Consider the following 23364-nt stretch of genomic DNA (forward strand, 5'->3'; position numbering starts at 1 on the left):
AGAAGATTACGAACGTTTTATTAACTGTGCATTTTCAAAAAAATACTCATTCCCTGATTCATCTTTCATTTCAAGGTTTATGATTAAGCCTTCTGTCGTAATATACCCCTTATGTTGAGCTGGATTACCATACCACACCGTGTTGGCGGGTGCGTCTTTTGTAACAACACTTCCTGCGCCAATTAAGGCATTTTCCCCAATAACGTTGCCTGCGATAATGGTAGAGTTGGCACCTATGGAAGCTCCTTTTTTTATTAAAGTTTTACTGAACTCCAACGGATATTGTTTCGAACGGGGAATAAGATCATTGGTGAAAGTAACATTAGGCCCAATAAAGACATTATCTTCAAGCGTTACTCCATCCCAAATCTGTACACCCGGTTTAATGGTTACATTATCTCCGATTTTCACATCGTTCTCGATAAATACGTTACAGTTGATGTTACAGTTATTCCCAATTTCTGCATTCTTTAAAATAACACAGAATTGCCAAACCATGGTGTTTTCACCTATGTTTTCGGTTTGAACATCAGATAAGGGATGAATATTATTTTTCATTTTGTATCGTTAAATAAGCATCATAATTTCTTATGTAGTCATTTTCATTATAAGTATGAGAAGCCAATACCAGGCAGATAGCTCCTGAAGAAAAATTAATCTCCGAAGCCCAGATTCCCGGGGGAATGTGAAGACCTATATTGGGGCGATTCAGGAAAACCTGTCTTTTGAACTTTCCATCATCTAATGAAACTTCAAAACTACCACTGGCTGCAATCAGAAACTGATGACATTCTTTATGAGAATGGGCTCCTCTACTTTCTCCCCCTGCTATGTCGTATAAATAGAAAACTCTTTTTACATTAAAAGGAAATGCAGAGTTGTTTTCAACCACCGTGAGGTTTCCTTCATCGAAACTGATTTTACCTAAATCAATAACATTACAATCAAATACTGAAACACTATTTTTCATCGGTTAATGTTTTAAATTCTTCAAAGTTTCTTATATAATCGTCTTCATTGTAGGGTTTGTCGGAAACAATCAATGCTAATGAATTGGTTGAAAAGTTTTCCAGTCTTCGCCAGAACATTTTAGGAATGTATAATCCGTAATAAGATCTGTTTAAAGAAAATCTCTGTTCTTCTTTTCCATTATGTATCACCACATCAAAGCTTCCTGAAAGAGCAATGATAAACTCCTGCTGTTGTTTGAAAGCGTGGCTGCCTCTTACTTCACCTCCGGGTACATCATATATCCAATAGGTTCTTTCTATTGGAAAAGGCAATTGATTGGGGTTTTCAAAAAAAGATAAATTTCCTCTTTTGTCATAAATTTTAGGAAGTTCTATTATTCTGGGAATCATGGTGTCTGTACTTTATATTCAAAAAGTGGTCGGGTTATTCCTGGGTAAACATACATTACTGTTCCTACCTTTACATTCTCTACTTCAAATCCTATAAATTCGTCTATACCAAAGAGAAGGATTCGCTGATCTTTCCCAAAATAGAGCTTGAAGTAATAGTTTCCTGCATTGAGAAGTCCGGCGGGTATATCAAATTCTACGGTATATTCTCCAACTTTAGAATCGTTATTCTCGGTAATGAGCTTTCCAACATGGAAAATAACCAATTCTTCATAATTTTTCAATTCGAATGTCGTGTCCAGTGTAATATCTGGGCAATAATTGTGAAAAACCAGTTTTACCCGTACTCCAGAGTCAATATCTATAAGATCTCCTTTGATAGGAGATGCTGAAAATTCTTTGATACGGATATTGTCATTACCTAACGCTTCATTTATATTACCGTTATAGGTATAAGAACTATCTCTGGCACTACTTTTCTGATATTCTATAATGGTGTTGAGGATGTTCCCCTGATAGTCGATTTGTCCCTGATTCAAAAGAATTCCTTTCGTACATAATTCTTTAACGGCAGTCATGTTGTGGCTTACAAAAAGTATGGTACGCCCTTCTCCTTTTGTTACATCGTTCATTTTTCCGAGACATTTCTTCTGGAATTCAGCATCTCCTACAGCCAAAACTTCATCTACAATAAGGATTTCAGATTCCAAATGGGCAGCAACAGCAAAGGCAAGACGAACGTACATTCCTGAAGAATATCTTTTAACCGGAGTGTCAATGTATCTTTCAACCCCTGAAAAGTCTACAATTTCATCAAATTTTCTTTTGATTTCTTTTCTAGTCATTCCCAAGATCGCTCCGTTAAGAAAAACGTTTTCACGCCCTGTCATTTCCGGGTGAAATCCTGTTCCTACTTCAAGTAAAGAAGCAATTCTTCCATTGGTGTATATGTTTCCGGTGGTAGGTTTGGTGACTTTACTTAATACCTTTAATAAAGTAGATTTTCCGGCTCCGTTTCTTCCGATTATTCCGACAGCATCTCCCTGCTCAATCTCAAAGTTGATATCACGAAGAGACCATACATAATCTGAAGAACCTTTTGTTGTTCTATCGTTGGCTTCCCCTATTTTCAGATAAGGGTCTTCTTTTCCTCTTATTTTGTACCAGAATCTGTTGAGGTCATGAGAAAGAGTTCCTGTTCCCACTTGTCCCAGACGGTATTGTTTCGATATATTTTCTGCTTTTAAAGACAGCATATTCTTATGTGAATTTTAAAATTAATAAAAAGTGACTGCTGTTATACGGTATCCATAAAGGTTTTTTCAACCTTGTTGAAGACAACGATGCCTATCATTAAAAGTATGACAATAATAATAGTACTGATTCCAAGCATTGCAGGCGAAAAATCCCCTACGCCAATCCATGCATATTTGAAACATTCAAAAATACCTGTTAAAGGATTGTATAAAGCAATCTTTTTAAACACACCTCTAAGGGCGGAAGTTGGATAGATAACCGGAGTTGCATACATATAAAGACTTATTCCAAAGCCAAGCAGCATACTCAGATCTTTATACTTTGTGGTGAGTGAAGAAAAAATCATTCCTACTCCCAAGGCAAAAAGGGCCATCAGTATCACCAGAAATGGTGTTGCAAGAACCCAAATGTTGGGATGCACCTGCCCTTTACTCAGATAATAGGCCCATACAAGAATGAAAAGGATGAGCTGTACTCCAAATCTCATAAGATTGGATATTACAATTGATATAGGGGTTACCAGCCTCGGAAAATAAACTTTACCAAATATTCCTGCATTTCCTGTAAAGGTAGAAGATGTAGCGAGTAATGAGGATGAAAAATAATTCCAAAGTGTAACACCTCCTAAATAGAATAAAAGGGGAGGAGCACCATCTGTAGATAGTTGAGCAATTTTTCCGAAAATGATCAGAAAAACAATGGTTGTTAAAATAGGATTGATAAAAAACCATATTGGCCCCAGGATCGTTTGCTTAAAACTGGATACAAAGTCTCTCTTGACGAACATATAGACAAGGTCTTTGTATTTCCAGACTTCTTTCAGCTTCAAGTCAAATAACGAATGATCTGCATCAATCGTTTCAGTCCACTTCTGTTGTGGTTCATTCATCTGTGTAAGTTTTTTGCAAATTTATAGATAATTAATTCTTACGGTTTTTTTTCAGTTTGTGATTTATTCGTTTCATAAAACTAAAAAATTACAACTAATATATTGATATTTGTTGGCATGAGCAAAAACTATTGGCATAAAGCCAATAGTATGCGGAATGTATAAAATTTATTATTATTTGCCGATAAGTTGTTTTAGGTATTCGCCGTAGCCGCTTTTTCCATATTTGGCAGCCGTTTCCAATAGCTTTTCTTCATTGATGAATTTGTTTCTGAAAGCAATTTCTTCAATGCAGCCGATCTTAAAACCTTGTCTTTTTTCAATAACGCTTACAAATTCAGAAGCATCATGAAGAGAGTCAAAAGTTCCGGTATCCAGCCATGCTGTCCCTCTGTCCAGAACGGCAACTTCAAGTTTCTCGTTCTTCAGGTAAACATTGTTGATGTCTGTTATTTCCAGTTCTCCTCTTGCTGACGGTTGAATATTTTTGGCGATTTCCACCACATTATTGTCGTAGAAATAAAGTCCTGGAACAGCGTAGTTTGATTTTGGTTTCAATGGTTTTTCTTCAATAGATACCGCTTTTAAGTTGTTATCAAACTCTACAACTCCGTATCTTTCAGGGTCTGCAACGTGATAAGCGAAAACAACGCCTCCGTCCGGATTGGTTTTGTTTTTCAATAAAGTTCCCATTTCGGAACCATAGAAAATATTATCTCCTAAAACTAAAGCGGCAGAATCACCACCAATAAATTGGTCTCCCAGAATAAATGCCTGCGCAAGGCCGTCAGGACTTGGCTGTACAACATACTCAATATTACAACCGATTTGGGAACCGTCTCCCAGAAGTTTGATGAATCCCTCCTGATCATGGGGAGTTGTGATGATGAGAATATCCTTAATTCCAGCTAAAAGAAGCGTGGAGAGCGGATAGTAGATCATGGGTTTGTCATAGACAGGCATTAGCTGTTTGCTGACAGCTATCGTTAGAGGGTAAAGTCTTGTTCCGGAACCTCCGGCTAATATTATTCCTTTCATGTTTTGGTGCGGATTAGGCTGATTTCGTTTGTGTTATAAATTGTTTTTTCCTGCTGTTGATGGATGTTTGTAAGCAGTTTTACTAGCTTTTTTTAGCTTAAAATGTTAACTGTATTGCTTGTCGTAATATTCCTGATAATTTCCGGACGTTACATTTTCAAGCCATTCTTTATTTTCCAGATACCAGTCAATGGTTTTTCCCAAACCTTCTTCAAAAGTTACAGATGGTTTCCAACCTAGATCTTTATTCAGTTTTGTAGCATCAATAGCATAACGTTTGTCGTGGCCAGGTCTGTCTTTTACAAAAGTGATCAGTTTTTCTGAATATCCTTCAGGCTTTCCAAGTTTAGCATCCATTTGTTTGATCAGTTCTTTTACCAGATCAATATTCTGCCACTCGTTGAATCCTCCGATATTGTACGTTTCACCTGTTTTCGCTTCGTTGAAAATCTGATGAATTCCTTTTGCATGGTCAATTACAAATAACCAGTCTCTTGTATATTTTCCGTCTCCGTAAATAGGAAGCGGTCTTTCATTGATGATATTGGAAATACAAAGAGGAATCAGTTTTTCAGGAAAATGATTCGGACCGTAGTTGTTGGAGCAGTTGGATACAATGAACGGCATTCCGTACGTGTTTCCGTAAGCTCTCACCAAGTGGTCGGAAGCAGCTTTTGATGCAGAATAAGGCGATTGTGGATCGTAAGATGTTGTTTCCAGGAAAACCCCTGTTTCCCCTAAACTTCCATATACTTCATCCGTTGAAACATGGTAAAATAGATTGCTTCGCTTTTCGTCTGGGAATCTTCCGTGGGTGTGATCCGGATTGAGTGTCCAGAATTCTTTACAAAGGTTCAGAAGGTTGGCCGTTCCGTTTACATTCGTGTTAATAAATGCCATTGGATCTGTGATACTTCTGTCTACATGACTTTCTGCCGCTAAATGTACAACGGCATCCGGGTTGTATTTTTCAAAAACCTTTCTAAGTTCTTCCGGTTTTGTGATGTCTGCTTTTTCGAAAACATAATTAGGCTCATTTTCAATGTCCTTTAGGTTTTCAAGATTTCCGGCGTAAGTAAGTGCATCGAGATTGATGATTGTGGTGTCCGGATTTTTTTTTACAAATTCTCTTACAACATGAGAGCCAATAAAGCCTGCCCCTCCTGTAATGATAATGTTTTTCATTTATTTATTTTGAAATGGTCTTTCTTCCTATACTTTTATAATGAAACCCGTTTTGTTCCGGGATTTCCAGCGGATACATATTTCGTCCGTCAAAAATAACTTTGTTTTTCATTTTTTTAGCCATCAGTTCAAAGTTAGGATTTTTGAACTCCGGCCATTCGGTCGCAATGAATAATGCGTCTACGTCTTCCAGCGCGTCGTACATTCCTTTGGCGTACTGTATCTGGTCTCCGAGAAGTTTTTTTACATTGTTTTCTGCAACAGCATCATACGCAACAATTTTTGCTCCTTTTTGTAATAGTAAAGCAATATTATCTAATGAGGAAGCTTCTCTTATGTCATCCGTATTGGCCTTGAAAGCAAGTCCCCACATCGCAATTTTCTTGCCTTCAATACTTCCTCCAAAATATCTTTCAATTTCGGATACTAAGATAACTTTCTGGGTCGTGTTGACGTTTTCTGTGGCTTCGAGAATCTGGAAATTAAAATCTTCCTGCTTTCCGGATTTTATAAGAGCCTTTACATCTTTAGGGAAACAGCTTCCTCCGTATCCGATGCCGGGGAATAAAAATCGGTGCCCGATTCTGTCGTCACTACCCATACCCAATCTCACTTTGTCTACATCCGCACCTACTTTTTCACAATAATTGGCAATCTCATTCATGAATGTGATTTTCACAGCAAGAAATGAATTGGCAGCATATTTTGTAAGCTCGGAAGACTTTTCATCCATAAAGATGATCGGAATTCCTGTATTCGTAAAAGGCTGGTAGATTTTAGACATAATGTCTTTTGCTCTTTCTGAGCTTGCTCCCACCACTACTCTGGAAGGATTCATAGAGTCTTCTACAGCAAACCCTTCTCTTAAGAATTCGGGATTTGAAACCACATCAAAAGGAATGCTTGTTTTAGAAGATATTGTTTCTCTCACCTTGTCTGCGGTTCCTACAGGAACTGTACTTTTGTTGACAATCACTTTATATTCCGTCATCATCTCACCAATATTGTTGGCTACCTGAAGGACATAAGAGAGATCTGCAGATCCGTCTTCTCCAGGAGGAGTAGGGAGGGCCAAATATATTACTTCGCTTTTATCTAAAGCTTCTTTAAGGTTGGTGGTAAAAAATAATCTTTCAGATTGTATGTTTCTCAGAAACATTTCTTCAAGGTTCGGCTCATAGATGGGAACTACGCCGTTTTTCATACCTTCTACTTTTTTTTCATCAATATCAACACAGTATACTGAATTGCCAAGTTCTGCCAGAGTAGTGCCTGTAACTAATCCTACATAACCTGTTCCTACAATCGTTATATTCAAAATGTTTGTTTTAAAATTCTAAAGACAAAAGTAATAAAAATACTTTCACCCGCTTCTTTAATTTATTGTAAAAGAATCCTTCGCTATTTACTTGATAATAAGATAATTTTGCTTTTTTAGAAAAAAGGCGTATATTTGCATTGGATTTACGGAAAAAATGGGAAGGCTTCGAAAGAAAGCCTTTTTTCGTACTGTAAATCAAGATAAAAGAACGTATGGAGTTTAGAAAAAGAATTGAAGAATTATTAAATGAATTCCTTGAGACCAGACAAGATCTGTTTCTTATAGATCTTAAGATCTCTCCGGGAGATGATATTACAGTGATTTTAGATGGAGATAATGGGGTTTCTTTGCAGGATTGTCTTGATGCAAGCCGCGCAATAGAATTCAATATGGATCGCGAGGAGCACGACTTTAGCCTTCAGGTGATGTCTGCAGGATTAAGCGAGCCATTGGCCACTCCAAGACAATTTGGCAAAAACATTGGAAGAGAGATTGAAGTGATGCTGGAGGATTCTTCTAAAATTGAAGGAGAATTGTCAAAAGTAGACGAAGAGAAGATCACTCTAGTTCTGCGTTACCGTAAGCCGAAAGATATCGGAAAAGGAAAAGTAGATGTAGAGGAGGAAAAGGAAATCCCTTACTCCGAGATCAAAAAAGCATTAGTAGTAATTAAATTTTAAAAAGAAAAAAAAATAGATGGATAATATAGCGTTGATTGAATCCTTTGGTGATTTTAAAGACGAAAAGGGGATCAGTAAAATTGATCTTATGGCAATTATTGAGGATTCACTGAAGACACTTTTGAGAAAAAGATTTGATTCAGACGACCACTTTGACGTGATTGTAAACCCGGATAAAGGAGATTTTCAGATATTTTTGAACAAAACAATTGTAGAGGATGAAATGTCTGAAGATGATGATTTGGAAATTGAAATTTCTGAAGCAAAAAAAATTGACCCTACCTTCGAAGTAGGTGAAGACTTTACAATGGAAATTCCTGTTGCGCAGTTGGGAAGAAGAAATATTCTTACGCTGAAGCAGATTTTGGCAACAAAACTTCAGGAACACAATAATGCAATGCTGTACGAACAGTTTAGAGATAAAATTGGTGAAATTGTTGTAGGAGAAATTCACCACATCCGTCATAAGCACGTGATTTTGTTGGATGATGAAGGAAACGAATTTATTTTACCTAAAGAAAACCAGATCCCATCCGATTTCTTTAAAAAGGGTGAGAATATCAGAGCTATTGTTGAAACAGTAGATTTTAAAGGTTCAAAACCACAGATTATTATTTCCAGAACTGCACCGAAGTTCCTAGAAAAGTTACTTGAGCTGGAAATTCCTGAAATCCAGGACGGAACCATTATGTTGAAAAAAGTAGTGAGAATTCCTGGTGAAAAGGCGAAGATTGCAGTAGATGCTTATGATGACAGAATTGATCCGGTAGGAGCTTGTGTTGGGGTAAAAGGGTCCAGAATTCATGGCGTTGTAAGAGAGTTGAAAAATGAGAACATCGATGTTATTCAGTGGTCTAAAAACCCTGAGATTTTGGTGAAGAGAGCTTTAGGAAATGTTACCATCAATAAAATTGACATCAATGAGGAGCAAAACTATGCATTAGTATATACTCCTGTTGAAGAGATTTCTAAAGTAATTGGAAAACAAGGACAGAATATCAGACTGGCTTCTTGGTTGTCAGGATATGAAATTGATGTTTACAGAGAGTCCAGCGAGGATGATGATGTTGAATTGAGAGAATTTAACGATGATATCGAGCAGTGGATTTTGGATGAATTTAAGAAAGTAGGACTTACGACTGCCAAATCAGTATTGGATAAAGAAACTGAAAGTCTTCTGAATATGGTTGATCTTGAAGAAGAAACAATCGAAGATGTGAAGCGTATTCTAAGAGAAGAATTTGAAGATTAAAATTTTAAATAAATTTTAATAAACAGTAAAAAAGAAATACTTTAATTTTAAAAATTAAAAAACAGTAAATAATATAGATGCCAAAAATTAGATTAAATAAAGCGGTTAAGGAATTCAACATTTCGATGTCCAGGTTAGTAGAGTTTTTACAAGCTAAGGGTATCGAGGTTGAAAGCAATCCTAACGCTCAATTGGAAGAATCGGCATATTCTGCATTGGAAGCTGAGTTTGCTAAAGACGGCGAACAACGAAAAGCTTCCCATGAGGTGGTGATCACTAAAGTTCCGGAAGAAAAACTGGAAATTGAAGAAAAGAAAACCCCTGAAGTGATAAGAGCTAAAGCAAATAAACCAGAAACTAGAATTTTAGGTAAAATAGATCTAGAACCTAAGAAACCAGAGGCTGAAGAAGCTCCTGTGGTTCCTGTAGCTCCTGTTGCGACACCGGTTGAAGAAAAGAAAGAAGAAATTGTGAAAGAAGAACAACCGGAAGTTAAAGCAGCTCCTGAAAAGCAGGAATTCAAAGTTTTGGATAAAATTGATTTGTCTCAAATAGAATCTAGAAACAGACCTGTGAAAAAAGACAAACCAAAAATGGAGGAGAAAAAAGAAGAAGCAAAACCTGTGGAACCAATAAAAGAAACTCCCAAACCAGTAGTTGTAGAGGAGAAAAAAGTGGAAGCTCCAAAAGTAGAGACTGAACCTGAATCTCAGGAACCACAAAAAATTGAAACAGTATATCAGAAACTTGATGGTCCTAAGATCGTTGGAGAAAAGATAGACTTAACTCAGTTTGCGCCAAAACCAGGTGCTGGAGCGAAAAAGAAAAGAAAGAGAATTGAAAAACCTGGCGGCCCGAATAATAATCAGCAAGGTGGTCAGGGGAATAACCAAAACTCTGGAAATAACAACAATAACCAAGGAGGCCAAGGCCAAGGAAACCGTCAGAACAATAACGGTGGCCAAGGAGGAAACCGCCAGGGACAAGGAGGTCAAGGAAACAGACCTCAGGGCCAGGGAGGTCAAGGTGGAAACCGTTTTGGAAACAACAACAACCAAAACCGCCCAGGCGGTCAAGGTGGTGGCTTCAAAAAAGGTGGACAGAATAATAGACCTGGACAAAGAGTTATGCCAGTTGAATTAACTGACGAACAAGTTAAAAACCAGATCAAAGAAACTTTAGAAAAGCTTACTAATAAAGGAGGTAAATCTAAATCTGCTAAACACAGAAAAGATAAGAGAACTTTCCGTAGAGAACAGGATGAGCGTCAGCAGGAGCTGGAAGCACAAGACAGAACTCTTAAAGTAACAGAATTCATCACAGTTGGTGAATTGGCAAGTTTGATGAATGTTTCTCCAACTGAAGTAATCTCTGCATGTTTCTCACTAGGGGTGATGGTTACCATGAACCAGAGACTTGAAGCAGATACTTTATTGTTGGTAGCAGACGAATTCGGTTATAAAATTGAGTTCTCTGATGCAGATCTCGAAGATACAGATTCAGAAGATGAAATCGATACTGAAGAAAGCCTAGTGTCAAGAGCGCCTGTTGTTACGGTAATGGGACACGTTGACCACGGTAAAACTTCATTACTGGATTACGTAAGAAAAACGAACGTAATTGCTGGTGAATCCGGAGGTATTACACAGCATATCGGTGCTTATAACGTGAAACTGGAAAACGGTCAGAGAATTACATTCTTAGATACTCCTGGTCACGAAGCCTTTACAGCGATGAGAGCAAGAGGTGCACAGATCACCGATATCGCAATTATTGTAATCGCTGCCGATGATGATGTAATGCCACAAACCAAAGAGGCAATTGCTCACGCTCAGGCTGCAGGGGTACCAATGATTATTGCAATCAATAAAGTGGATAAGCCAAATGCAAACCCTGATAATATCCGTCAGCAGCTTTCAGGTTTGAACCCTCCGGTTCTAGTTGAAGAATGGGGTGGTAATGTACAGGCTCAGGAGATTTCAGCTAAATTTGGTAACAATGTAGATGTATTGTTGGAAAAAGTTTTATTACAGGCAGAAATGCTTGAATTAAAAGCTAATCCAGACCGTTCAGCTAACGGAGTTGTTATTGAAGCTTCTCTAGATAAAGGTAGAGGTTATGTAGCAACAATGTTGGTGCAAACCGGGACTTTAAGAGTTGGTGATTATGTAGTAGCAGGTAAAAATCATGGTAAAGTAAAAGCTTTACTTGACGAAAGAGGGAAAAACCTTGAAGAAGCAGGTCCATCTATTCCAGCAACAATATTAGGTTTAGACGGAGCGCCTACAGCAGGTGATAAGTTCCGTGTTTATACTGACGAAAGTGAAGGTAAAGCGATCGCAAATAAGAGAGAGCAATTACAAAGAGAACTTTCTATCAGAACTAAGAAACATACAACACTTGAAGAATTGGGTAGACGTATTGCTTTAGGTGAGTTTAAAGAATTGAACATTATCCTTAAAGGGGACGTGGATGGTTCTGTTGAAGCACTTTCTGATCAGTTACAAAGATTATCTACAGAAGAAATCAGCGTGAAAATCCTTCACTCAGGTGTTGGGCAGATCACTGAATCTGATATCAACTTAGCGGCAGCGTCTGATGCAATTATCATTGGATTCAACGTGAGAGCTGGAGCTAATGCTAAAGATCTTGCAGACCGTGAAGAAATTGAGATCAGAACATATTCTGTAATCTATAAAGCGATTGATGAAGTAAAAGAAGCGATGGAAGGAATGCTTTCTCCGGAAATTCAGGAGCAGGTAATCGGTAATGTTGAAATCCGTGAGGTATTCAAGATTTCTAAAGTAGGAACAATCGCAGGATGTATGGTTCTTACCGGAAAAGTTACAAGACAATCCAAAGTACGTTTATTGAGAGACGGTATCGTGAAATTTGACGGAGAACTTGAAAGCTTAAAACGTTTCAAAGATGATGTGAAGGAAGTAACGAAAGGTTACGAATGTGGTCTGAACCTAAAAGGGTACAACGATATTGAAACCGGAGATATTCTTGAAGTTTACGAAGAAGTAGCAGTGAAGAAAAAGCTGAAATAATTCTATTCAGATATAATAAAATCAGGCACCTCAAATGAGGTGCCTGATTTATTTTTTTAAGAAAATTTTAAGTTTTATCTTTCTTAGTTCTGATTCAAAAAGGTAACTAGTTTTACTAGATCTTCATCCTTGTCAAATTTGATTTTATTAGATTTGAAAAAGGCTGTTAAATTATCTTTTTTATCAGGAAACTGTTCGATAATTTCTTTTTGATTTCTTGGCTTCTTTATAAAACCATTATCCGTTTTAATGTAATATACAGGATCTAAAGTTCTGAAGTTAGCAGGTCTTTCACTTGCATAAGAATTTGGGGCAGGAACAACATCTGTAAACTTTGTTTTGATCTTTTTATAAAGACTGTTTTTGCCGTTTACCAATTCTATGAAATATCCGCTTAAATCATCTGATGTCTCGAGCAATACAAACGTTTGTTTTGGAGAAGAAATTTCAATTCTTGAAAAGTCTGAAGTTTTAGGAAGAACCTGAATTTCATTATTCTTTTTGAACTCAATTGCATCACTATAACTGTCATAGCGTACGGGTACTTGTTCATAATTTACTGCGACTTTTGCGTTGGCAAATTCCTTACTAAGATAAGGAGATGCTCCTGCAATGTCTTCATATTTTAAAGTTTTCCCGGTAGTGGATCTGATGCCATCAAACACAGACTGTGCCCCTAAAGCTCCATTTACGGAAAGGGTTTGTTGGCCAAAGCTAAAGCTACTGAAACTAGCTAAAATTAGAGTGGTTAAAATCTTTTTTTTCATGTTTTAAATTTATGAAATTTTTGTTTTTCTGTAAAAAAAAATGTATATATGTCTAGTTATGGACTTATTAACGGCTTTTTCTTTGTAAAGAACGTGATTTTTTTCAAATTAAAACATAAAATAGTTTGTCTTATTTTTGAAATTTATTTTTTTGTTTCAAATGAGTTAGAGTGCTGAAAATTAGAAGGGTTGTAATTTAGATTTATTATAAATAATTTTTTTGCTCATGATTATAAACTGTTAAAGTCTTTCATTTTTCAAGTTTATTTTGTGTTTTTTAAAAAAATATACAGCTAAAATTATGAATTTTTTTACCTATTGCCTTGTTAACCTTGTATATTGTGAATGTTGAATGGTTATATATGTGTAAAAAATTTGCTAGTATTAATATTTATTAACATATTTGCCCTTAAAATATATTAAAATTTGTTAATATGAATGTTAAACTACGTGTATTAACAGCTGGTGTTTTGTTTTTTACAGGACAAGCTGTGTTTGCTCAGCAAAAAGACTCTAAGGACAAGAAAAACGAAGAGACGAAAATTGAGGAGGTAGTTGTTTTAGGGTATAGTAAGACAGCTACAAAGGCAAAAACTACGAGTTCTTCTGTAACAGTAGGTTCGGAAACTTTAGAAAACAGACCTAATATTTCTGTTTTGAACTCAATCCAAGGTACAGCTCCTGGTATTGTGGTTAACTCTGCTTCTGGATCTCCAGGTTCTGGAAAATTCAACATCCTTATTAGAGGTATGAGCTCATTGAACGGTTCTACAGATCCGTTATATGTTGTAGATGGAGTTATTACTTCTGGATCACAATTTAGAAACCTTAACTCTTACGATATTGATACTTTCAGTATTTTGAAAGATGCTCAGGCAACTGCAATTTATGGTAACCGTGCTGCAAATGGTGTAGTTGTAATTACTACAAAAGGTGGTAAGTTCAACTCTGGACTGAAGGTGGCATATGATGCATTAACCTCTTTCTCAACAATGCCTAAAGCACACTACAATTCTGCTAATGGTAGACAATTGTTGCAAATTCAGAAAAATTTTGGTGTTGGATATGCGGCTACAAATAAGCTAACACAAGACCAAATTGATAATTGGGCTATTGATACTGACTGGAATAAGCAATTTACTCAAGTTGGTATTTCTCAGCAACATAACTTATCTCTTACTGCCGGTGGAGAAAATATAAATAACTTTTTCTCTTTAGGATATTTAGATAGCCAAGGTAACGTTAAATCAACTGACTTTAAAAGATTTACTTTAAGAAATAACTTGAATGGGAAATCTAAAGATGGTAGATTGACTTTTGGAGCTATTCTAGGATTAGGATATTCAAAAAGAAATCAGTTAGATGATGAAACAAATACAAGTATTGCAGGTAACGTAATTCAAAATCCACTTTTTGGAGGCGTTTTATCTCCAACATATTTAGCTCCTAGCCCATATTCAAACGGAAGAGACCTATATAATGCTATTGGTAGTGCAAGTGCAGCTTACAGACCGTGGATTCTTCAGGATAACATCAATGGTGGTATCAGAAACAGATTTACAGAATTAAGTATATCAGCAAATGCTAATGTAAACTATAAACTTACAGATTGGTTAAGTGTTGGAAACCGTACAGGTATTGATTACAAGCAACACCAAAGAACCTTTGCAAGATCTGCAAACGGATACCTTTCTTTAGTGACTGCAATTCCAAATGGTCAGCAATATGGTGGATCTGAAACATTTCAAACGACCAATGACTTAACATATAACAGTGTTACAAACCTTTCATTTAATAAATCTTTTGGTGACCATAATTTAAGTGTGGGCGCATACATGGATTATATTAAAGCGCACGTAAATGTAACTTCACAAACACAGAATGGATTGAACCCTGCACAATGGGAGTTTGGTGCTGGTACAGGATATATTCCATTCAACCCTGATACACCGAACGTTTACAGACCTACTGTGTCTGCATCAAAAGTTACAGCAGGAACCTTAGCTTACTTTGGAACATTAGATTACGATTACAAAGATAAGTATGGAGTAAGTGGAGTTGTAAGAAGAGATGGTTCATATAGATTTACTCCTTCAAACAGATGGGAGACATTCTGGTCAGCAGCTGTTAGATGGAATATCGACAAAGAAGATTTTATGGCTAATTCAGGCTTTAGAATGTTGAAATTGAGAGCTTCTATTGGTACTACTGGTAACCAGAATATTATCAGTGTAACGAACAATGCTAACCCATTGATTCAGTTGCCTAATAACTTCTTGGATCTTTACAACGGATCATCTGCTTATCAGAACTTACTAGGATACTATTTCACTAACCTTGCAAATCCAGGCCTAAGATGGGAGCAGGTTAAGCAAACCGATATAGGTATTGACTTTAACTATAAAGGTATTATTGAAGGTACGTTTGATTATTATCAAAAAAGAACTTCCAGATTGTATAGTAACATTAACTATTCAGCAGCTACAGGTACATTTGGGATAAGAGGAAATAATGGTGTTCTTGATAATAAAGGGGTTGAAGCTTTGATCAGATACAACGTATTAAGAACAGATAAAGTAAGATTATCAATATTTGCAAATGCTGCTTATAACTCCAATAAAGTTGTGAGCTTAGATGCTCAGGATTTAACAGGAGATGTAGTTAATGCAGTGGGAGGTCCTGCAAGCCAGTATCAATTATATCCTTATTTAGGAGTAGATCCTGCTGATGGAGAGCAAATGTTCCTTGATATTAATGGAAACGTAACTAAAGAGCCGGTTGCTGGTGATAGAAGATTAACTGGAAAATCTCCTTATGCTAAATTTACAGGAGGATTTGGATTTAACTTCAATTATTCAGGCTTCTTCTTAGATACATTATTCTCATTCCAACAAGGAGGATGGATCTATGATAACTTATATGATTGGCAAATGAACCCTGCTTATGCTGGTAATAATATTAATGTTTCTGCAGATTTGTTAAATGCTTGGACGCCAACAAACACTAATACCGATGTTCCTAACTTAAAAGCGAAAAACATGGGATTACAAGGCCAGTCTGATAGATTCCTTTACAAATCAGATTTTATTAGATTGAAGAATATATCACTTGGCTATAGTTTTACAAAAAATCAACTACGTGATTTACCTGTAAAAGGTATTAAAGTATTTGTTCAGGCAGAGAACTTATATACTTGGAGTAACTGGAAAGGGTTTGACCCAGAACCTGTAACAACGTACTCATTGAATGTCTATCCTAACCCGAGAACTATTTCAGTAGGGGTAAATGTTGATTTTTAAATTTAAATAGTTATGAAAAAAATAATAAATACGGTTTTAATTGTAGCGGGTTTTGCAACTACAACACTAGCCCTAAATAGCTGCCAGGATGCACTTGATATTACACAGGCGGGTCAGCTAACTGAAAATGATAATGTTCTTTTTACAAGTGTAGAAAACCTTAATAATGTTTTATTAGGTTCTGTATATGGAAATATGGACCCTGTTGAAGAAATTTATTTTTCTGGTGTATTTACCGATGAATTGATGATCAGTGAAATCGGTAGTGGTGGTCAGGACTGGGAAATATACAGACACTTTTTAAATCCTTCATCATCATGGGTTAATGGTGGTGGGATGAGTACTTTGTCAACTCCAGGTTTATGGCTTAAACACTATAATATTATCAATAATGTTAACAGATTGTTGGATGGGGCTACTAGAATCAAACCTTCCTCAGCTGCAGAACAGAAACAGTATAACGAAATTTTAGCACAAGCAAGAGCTGCCAGAGCATATAGCTACGTACAGTTGGAAGCATTTTTCTCTACTGATATGAAGAATCCTAATGCTTTAGGGGTAATGCTTGTAAAAGATGTACCTTCTGTAGATGTAAAATTGCCAAGAGCTAAAAACCAAGATGTTTACGACTTTATTAATGCTGACTTAGACTTTGCAAGAACAACTCTAACAACTTACGGTACAGATAGATATAGAATAAATAAAGGTTTTGTTAATGCATTGACAGCAAGATTTAATCTTTATAGAGGTAATGTGGCTTTAGCTAAACAATATGCACAAGATGTAATTTCTAATGCTGGTTTAACACTTACACAAGGACAACCTAATACAGGAACAAATACTTACACTGGCGCTGTATCAGGAGCATATTCGGCTACAGCCAATACTCAAACTTCTCAGTGGAATATCGCCTTTTATGGTGGGACAACTGCAGCTACAGGAAATGGTCTATTAGGTTCATTTAACCCATATAGAAACCTTTGGGCAGATAAGGAAAGAGGTGAAATTATTTTCGCATTGAACAGACTTCCTTTAGGTGCTGGATCAAACGTTGGAACATTATTTAATACTAATGGCTCTATCGTTACAGGTAGCCCTATGTGGTTATGGGGAAAAAATCTTGTTAATTTATTCTTTGTAAATGGTGACGTAAGAAAATATGCTTATGTAGATCCTACTTCTTATCCATATTTGGCAAACAATTATTATGTAATTGATAAATATCCAGGAAAAGTAAGTACTAACAGCAGAAATGACTTGAAACTGTTTAGACTATCTGAAATGAAATTTATATTAGCAGAATGTGCAGTTGCTGAAAATAATTTATCTACTGCTCAGGCTCTAATACAGGAAGTAAGAACTGCTAGAAGAATTGATGGTACAGCAACAACTCCTACTTATACTAGTGCTCAATCTGCTTATGCTGATATTCTTAAGGAAAGAAGAATTGATCTTGCACTTGAAGGACACCGTTATTTAGACTTAAAGAGATTGGCTACTTTAGCTGGTGTTACTATGGATAGAAGTGACGATGATGATTACATCCCTGTTGAAAACTTGCCTAACAATAGTTACAAGTATACTCTACCTATTCCTTTGTCTGAAGTTTCAGCTAACCCGAACATTCAGCAAAACCCTGGTTATTAATTAACAATAATCATATTATATAGAACCCCTGCTCTAAGCAGGGGTTTTTATTTGCTATTATTTCTTATTTTTGCTGTACAATAATGCATAATGAAGTACATACTTTTCATACTTTCCTTCTTTAGTTTTATAGCCAATGCTCAGATTGTAGGCAAAAGAGATGCTAAGAAGCCTCTGATAAAAAAAGAAGACACATTAGTAATAGACTCGGGGAAGAAAGACTCTCTGGAAATTTTTAAACCTACCATCAACGATTACCAGTTTCAGACTCAGTTTTCAGAAAAGAAAGTGTTTGACACGGTAATGACTTTTGATAAAACCAACATCTTTTCACAATATAATAACCATGATAACTTCGGAAGAATTCAGCCGGCCAATATAGGTTCTGGCTTTAACCCGTTAGTATTCGAAGTAAATCCAGAAGAAAACCTTTCTTTACTACCTTCCAACAAATCATACATTATTCTTGGAGCTAATGATGTGAAATATTATGACGTTAAAACTCCTACTGCAACATTTGTCTATCACAATGCAATGCGAAATGGAGCAGCGCTAAGATCAACCTATACTCAGAATATCGGAAAGAGATTCAACTTTGCGCTTGAATATATGGGACTTCGTTCTCAGGGACTTTACAGAAACTCGCTGGCGGCCAATAACAATACGATATTTTCAGGACATTATATTTCTGAAAGTGGAAACTACGAACTCTTCGCCCATTATCTTCATCAAAACCTGAATAATCAGGAAAGTGGTGGGATTACAGAAGATAATTTATTTCAGAATGGAGACAGTAATTATAAAAACAGACAGAACGCTCAGGTTAATCTGGCGTCGAGTAGCTCTCAGTTTGCTTACAGAAGATATTACCTGAGTCATCAGTTTACTCCCTTCAATTCAGAAAGATTTCCTTTCAGAATAAGACATACTATTTTTCATCAGGGAAATAAATACTACTATAACCAGGGTGCAATAGAAAGCTATTGGACAAATATGGGAATCAATCAGGTTAACGGTTTTCCTTTAACAACAAAAAAATACTCTGAAAATTTAAGCAATACGGTAAGCCTTATTTTTGATAATGAAAAATTCAAACTTGATGCAGGCGTTCGTTATCAGATGATCAAATTAGGTATAAGAGATGCCGTGGCATTAAGCGGTGCTTCCTATCCCACGGAACTTAAAGAAAGTCGAATTGGGGCCGTAGGAAATCTACAGATAAAACTTTTGGATAAAATTCAGCTGAATTCATTTTTGGAGTTCTCAAATGGAAGCCAATTTAAAAGTTATCTAAGAACAGCCAATACTTTGAAATTTGAACCTATTAAAGATTACTTTGTAAACGCAAAGGTGAATTTCCAAAGTGCTTATCCATCTTTTAATTACTTACTGAACACCTCTGTTTACGACAGATTCAATTATTACCTTGATAATGCAAAGAACCAGTCAATAATGGAAGTAGGAGGAAGCATCAATCTGAAATGGTTTAAAACAGAGCTCTTTGCCAACTATTTCAGAATCGATAACTATACTTATTTTGACAACAACGGAACGCCAAAACAAAGTGACGGTTCTGTAAATATTTCTCAGGTAGGAGGTGATGCTACCTTTAGCTATGGTAAATTCCATTTAAATACAAGACTGCATTTCCAAAATACATTAACGAATAAAGACTTGTTACCGATGCCAGGTTTTGTGGGAAGAGCCAATTTCTTTTTCCAGACTCAGGCATTCAAAAAAGCAGCAGAGATTCAGGCGGGGCTTAAAGTATATTACTTTTCCAAATTTGCTTCAAGAGAATATTTCCCGGTTCTTAACGAATATATTCTGCCTGGCGCAAGTTCATTCTCAATCGGAGGACAGCCTATTGCCGATCTTTATATCAACATGAAGGTTAAAAAGATGTTCTTCTTCATAGAAGGACAACAAATAGGAACCTTTATTTCCAATAATAAAGCATATGCATTCCCACACTATCCGGTATACGATTTCAGATTGAATATCGGGATTCTGTGGTATTTGTTCAACTAAAAAACGACAAGTTGAAAACAATTAATAAATTATCATTTAACGATATAGAAAGTATTCCTCAATTGGTAAAAGACTTTTTAAACCAAAAAATTGAGGGTTTTGAAAATAAAACATTTTCTTTAGACAACTTCACTCAACAGATTCATCAAAAACAGGAATTTTTTTCATCAGAACAAAGGCGTACTTTGTATAATGTTTTTGGAGAGCAGCTTTCGGAATTCAAACTTTCCTCAAAACAGAAAGAAAATCTTGAAAGTCTTCTACAACCCAATACGTTTACCATGACAACGGGGCATCAGTTGAATCTCTTTTCAGGGCCGGTTTTCTTTGTCTATAAAATTTTGCAGACCATAAAAACCTGTTCATATCTGAAAGAGAATTTCCCTGATTTTAATTTCGTTCCGGTATATTGGATGGCTTCTGAAGATCATGACTTTGCAGAGATCAACCATTTTAAAACAGAAAACAACTATTACGAAACCAATGAAAAGTCTGGAGGGCCGGTAGGAAGAATCAAAATCAATGATACTTACTTTATTTCCGAATTTGAAAAAGAATTCAAAGATTCTATTTTTGGAACTGAGCTTATTCTGATGATGAAGGAAGCTTACAAAACTGGAAATACTTTAACACAGGCTATTCAGATTCTTGTTAACCGCCTTTTCTCTGAGTTTGGACTTTTGATATTGGATGGAGATTCTAAAGAACTGAAAACTCAGATTAGAGAAGTTTTCAAAGATGAGCTTCTCCACGGCAGTTTACAGAAAACGTCAAAAGAAAAAGTAAACTTCCTGACTGAAAAATATGGAAAAGTACAGGTCAACCCACGAGAAATTAACCTTTTCTATCTTTCAGATACCAGAGATAGAATTGAATCCAACGGCGAGAAATATTTTATTGTAGATAAAAATATTCAGTTTACAAAAGAAGAAATACTTTCCGAACTGGAAAACTACCCTGAAAAATTCAGCCCGAATGCTTTGATGCGTCCGGTGTACCAGGAAAAAGTTCTTCCTAATTTGGCATATATTGGCGGGAATGCAGAGATTATGTACTGGCTGGAGCTTAAAGACTACTTTTCAACCATTAACGTCCCTTTTCCTATTCTTATTCCTAGGAATTCTATGCTTTTCTTAAAGGAAAAAACATTACGAAAAATTGAAAAGCTGGATCTTAAAATTGAAGATTTTTTCCAGAATTTTCCAGTACTTACCAATAACAAGATTTTGGATGATAATGCCATTTTAAAATTATTGGAAGAAAAAGAAGAACTATTGACCAACAATTTCTCCGAGCTTAGAGCTTCCGCGGAAAATACAGATAAATCGTTCGGGAATATGGTGAAAGCAGAAGAAGTAAGACAGATGAAGTCTTTTAAAAGAATGAAAAAACGTTTGCTTCACGCTGAAAAAATAAAACAGAATGAATTACTGGAAAGACTGGAAAATCTATTTTTAGATGTTCATCCGGCAAAAACATGGCAGGAAAGGGTCTACAATTTTAGTGTATTCTTTTCCGATTACGGTTATTCATGGCTTGAAAATTGTTGGGAAGAAATGGTGGTTCAAGATTCCAAATTAATAATTGTTGCCATTTAATTTTAAAGAAGTATTTTTGTAAATTATAATTATCGAATATGATAAAGAGGTTTTTTATTCTATCAAGTTTATGTATGGTTTTGGGAGTTTCAGCCCAGAAATCACATACGGTTGTGCAAGGTGATAACCCTTACAACATTGCAAAAAAGTATGGCATAACTGTAGATGAATTGCTGAAGCTAAATCCAAAACACAAAGATGGCAAGCTGGCTATTGGGGACGTTTTAACTGTTAAGTCAGATAAAGCAGCAACTCCTGTTCCCGTAGTTACAAAAACTGTTCCTGTTGAAAAAGCACCTTCAAGTGCTTCACTAGGCAAAATTGTGTTACAGCCTAAGCAAACAATCTACGGAATTACAAAACAATACAGAATTTCTGAAACAGATCTTAGAAAACTGAATCCTGAACTGGATTCTCATATGAAGATTGGAGATGAAATTACGCTACCTCTTGCAAGCATTAAAAAATACGGTGGTGAGCAGCACGCTGTGGTTGCAGAAAAACCAACAGAAGTTCATACAGAAAAACCGGTAACAACAACTCCTGTAGCTGTTGCGGAAGGAAGTAACTATGTGATTCAGGCTAAGGATAATTATTATAGAATTACAAAACAGTTTGGAATTACTCAGCAGGAACTTTTCACTTTAAACCCAGGGTTGGAAGAAAAAGGACTAAAGCCTGGTGAGTCTATCAAAATAAAAAAATCAAATACCGATACAACGGTCTCTTCTGAACCGGTAGCGAATCCAAAAGAAAAGATGGATTCCGGAAACGAACAATCGTCAACTTCAAATGTTATTGCTGGAGATGATTACGTTACCTATACTGTTCAGCAGGGAGATACGGTTTTCTCAATCGTTAATAAATTCGGAGTTTCTATTGATGAGCTGATTGCTCTTAATCCAGATCTTTCCCGTGGTTTAAAAACTGGAATGGTTTTAAAGATTAAAAAACAGGACCCGGCTTATGTGAAGAAAAATGGGGATGCTCTAAGCGTAGTAATGATGCTTCCATTTGGTTACAGTACCAACGAAACACAATACAGAGCGATGGCACTGGATTTCCTAACAGGGGCAAAACTGGCTATCGAAAGAAATGCAAGAGGCGGTCAGAAACTGGATATCAAAATTGTAGATTCAGGAAATGAAGCTTCTTTCAAGAGCTCTTTAACTCAGATCAATCCGGATAATACAGATTTGATTATCGGTCCGTTCTTTAAATCTAACGTGATCGATGTTCTGGATTTTACTAAAAATCAAAAAATCCCGGTTGTAGCACCATTTGCAAATACTCCGGAACTATATAACTACAACAACCTTATCATCGTTGAAACAAACAATCAGACTTATGCTGATAAGATTGTTGAAGAAGTAAAAGGAATCTATTCCAATCAGAAAATATATGTAGTGGCAGATGCGAAAAAAGAAAATGCTAACTACATTCGTTCAGGTCTTGAAAAAGCAGTGAAAAATGCAGATGTCCTGATCGTAAACTCTCCGACAGATATTCAACTGGATCAGAATATGATGACAGGGCAGTCTGCTCCGGTAATTGCTATTTTGGCGAATGATGATAATAGTGCAGGAGAAGCTTTTGCTAATAAAATAGCTACTCTTTCCAAAGAGGTACAGGGGGTGAAAGCTTTCAGTATGTTCTATTCACCCGCTTTCGAAAAGAAAGTAGATGAGCTAAGCCAGGCAAGTCTGGTATATCTAATGGATAGAAAGATCAATACAGAAGGAAACTTTGAAAAAGAAATTCTTGCAGCTTACAAAGCTAAATATTGTAAAACTCCTCCTAAATATGCCATCGTTGGATTCGATGTCGTTAATGATATGTTAACCAGAGAAAACAAGAAAGGAGAAATTTTTAAACAGATAAACAAAGTACAGACTCAGCTTGCGACTAAGTTTGAGTTCGTAAAATCAAAAGCCAATGGGGCTTATGTAAATACAGGCTATAGAGTAATTAGATTAGTTCCGTAAA

17 protein-coding genes are annotated in these 23364 nt (G+C 36.1%); 8 read left to right on the top strand and 9 right to left on the bottom strand.

Translation table 11 applies throughout. From position 1 onward, the window contains the following. Positions 1–6: 6 nt before the first annotated feature. From ACQ76T_RS15730 to ACQ76T_RS15765, 8 genes are all read right to left on the bottom strand, one after another. The gene (locus ACQ76T_RS15730; RefSeq protein WP_431344243.1) at positions 7–558 is read right to left on the bottom strand and encodes an acyltransferase; all 552 of its coding nucleotides are present in this window, start codon (positions 556–558) and stop codon (positions 7–9) included. Further along, positions 548–970, bottom strand: coding sequence for a sugar 3,4-ketoisomerase (locus ACQ76T_RS15735; RefSeq protein WP_065395835.1), 423 nt, complete (start codon positions 968–970; stop codon positions 548–550). Before ACQ76T_RS15735 ends, ACQ76T_RS15730 begins: the two co-directional genes overlap by 11 nt. After that, complete coding sequence (locus tag ACQ76T_RS15740) at positions 960–1361, bottom strand: sugar 3,4-ketoisomerase (RefSeq protein WP_431344244.1); 402 nt, start codon at positions 1359–1361, stop codon at positions 960–962. The genes ACQ76T_RS15735 and ACQ76T_RS15740 overlap by 11 nt, the downstream gene beginning before the upstream one ends. Next, the gene (locus ACQ76T_RS15745) at positions 1358–2617 is read right to left on the bottom strand and encodes an ABC transporter ATP-binding protein (RefSeq protein ID WP_431344245.1); all 1260 of its coding nucleotides are present in this window, start codon (positions 2615–2617) and stop codon (positions 1358–1360) included. The genes ACQ76T_RS15740 and ACQ76T_RS15745 overlap by 4 nt, the downstream gene beginning before the upstream one ends. 41 nt (positions 2618–2658) lie before the next feature. Beyond that, positions 2659–3507 (bottom strand): ABC transporter permease, encoded by an 849-nt coding sequence (locus ACQ76T_RS15750; RefSeq protein ID WP_431344246.1) that lies wholly within the window; start codon positions 3505–3507, stop codon positions 2659–2661. Between the two features lie 174 nt (positions 3508–3681). Continuing rightward, the gene (gene rfbA / locus ACQ76T_RS15755) at positions 3682–4545 is read right to left on the bottom strand and encodes a glucose-1-phosphate thymidylyltransferase RfbA (protein WP_431344247.1); all 864 of its coding nucleotides are present in this window, start codon (positions 4543–4545) and stop codon (positions 3682–3684) included. Between the two features lie 105 nt (positions 4546–4650). Beyond that, positions 4651–5730 carry a dTDP-glucose 4,6-dehydratase gene (rfbB, locus tag ACQ76T_RS15760; RefSeq protein ID WP_431344248.1) on the bottom strand — a complete coding sequence of 360 codons (1080 nt, stop codon included), beginning with the start codon at positions 5728–5730 and terminating at the stop codon, positions 4651–4653. Between the two features lie 4 nt (positions 5731–5734). Then, the gene (locus ACQ76T_RS15765) at positions 5735–7048 is read right to left on the bottom strand and encodes a UDP-glucose dehydrogenase family protein (RefSeq protein ID WP_431344249.1); all 1314 of its coding nucleotides are present in this window, start codon (positions 7046–7048) and stop codon (positions 5735–5737) included. Between the two features lie 215 nt (positions 7049–7263). Here ACQ76T_RS15765 and rimP point away from each other — a divergent pair, with 215 nt between their 5' ends. The 3 genes from rimP (at position 7264) to infB (ending at position 12036) form a co-directional block, all read left to right on the top strand. Then, positions 7264–7731 (top strand): ribosome assembly cofactor RimP, encoded by a 468-nt coding sequence (rimP, locus tag ACQ76T_RS15770; protein ID WP_431344250.1) that lies wholly within the window; start codon positions 7264–7266, stop codon positions 7729–7731. 16 nt (positions 7732–7747) lie between these two features. After that, a complete protein-coding gene (gene nusA / locus ACQ76T_RS15775) occupies positions 7748–8983 on the top strand; it encodes a transcription termination factor NusA (protein WP_431344251.1) in 1236 nt (411 codons plus the stop codon). 77 nt (positions 8984–9060) lie between these two features. Continuing rightward, positions 9061–12036 carry a translation initiation factor IF-2 gene (infB, locus tag ACQ76T_RS15780; RefSeq protein WP_431344252.1) on the top strand — a complete coding sequence of 992 codons (2976 nt, stop codon included), beginning with the start codon at positions 9061–9063 and terminating at the stop codon, positions 12034–12036. A gap of 83 nt (positions 12037–12119) precedes the next feature. Here the strand turns inward: infB and ACQ76T_RS15785 are convergent, their stop codons facing one another. Next, positions 12120–12803: a hypothetical protein gene (locus ACQ76T_RS15785; RefSeq protein WP_431344253.1), complete on the bottom strand. Its 684-nt coding sequence runs from the start codon at positions 12801–12803 to the stop codon at positions 12120–12122. A 434-nt stretch (positions 12804–13237) separates the two neighbouring features. Between ACQ76T_RS15785 and ACQ76T_RS15790 the strand changes: the two genes are divergently transcribed. The 5 genes from ACQ76T_RS15790 to ACQ76T_RS15810 all read left to right on the top strand — a co-directional run bounded on the left by ACQ76T_RS15790 (position 13238) and on the right by ACQ76T_RS15810 (position 23363). Next, positions 13238–16102 carry a SusC/RagA family TonB-linked outer membrane protein gene (locus tag ACQ76T_RS15790; RefSeq protein WP_431344254.1) on the top strand — a complete coding sequence of 955 codons (2865 nt, stop codon included), beginning with the start codon at positions 13238–13240 and terminating at the stop codon, positions 16100–16102. 12 nt (positions 16103–16114) lie between these two features. Further along, positions 16115–17749 carry a RagB/SusD family nutrient uptake outer membrane protein gene (locus ACQ76T_RS15795; protein ID WP_431344255.1) on the top strand — a complete coding sequence of 545 codons (1635 nt, stop codon included), beginning with the start codon at positions 16115–16117 and terminating at the stop codon, positions 17747–17749. Between the two features lie 90 nt (positions 17750–17839). Next, the gene (locus tag ACQ76T_RS15800; RefSeq protein WP_431344256.1) at positions 17840–19780 is read left to right on the top strand and encodes a putative porin; all 1941 of its coding nucleotides are present in this window, start codon (positions 17840–17842) and stop codon (positions 19778–19780) included. An 11-nt stretch (positions 19781–19791) separates the two neighbouring features. Next, positions 19792–21378, top strand: a complete 1587-nt coding sequence (bshC, locus tag ACQ76T_RS15805) for a bacillithiol biosynthesis cysteine-adding enzyme BshC (protein WP_431344257.1) — start codon at positions 19792–19794, stop codon at positions 21376–21378. A gap of 38 nt (positions 21379–21416) precedes the next feature. Beyond that, complete coding sequence (locus tag ACQ76T_RS15810) at positions 21417–23363, top strand: LysM peptidoglycan-binding domain-containing protein (RefSeq protein ID WP_431344258.1); 1947 nt, start codon at positions 21417–21419, stop codon at positions 23361–23363. Position 23364 lies beyond the last annotated feature (1 nt).

The sequence above is a fragment of the Chryseobacterium sp. JK1 genome (assembly GCF_050632815.1).
Taxonomy (GTDB): domain Bacteria; phylum Bacteroidota; class Bacteroidia; order Flavobacteriales; family Weeksellaceae; genus Chryseobacterium.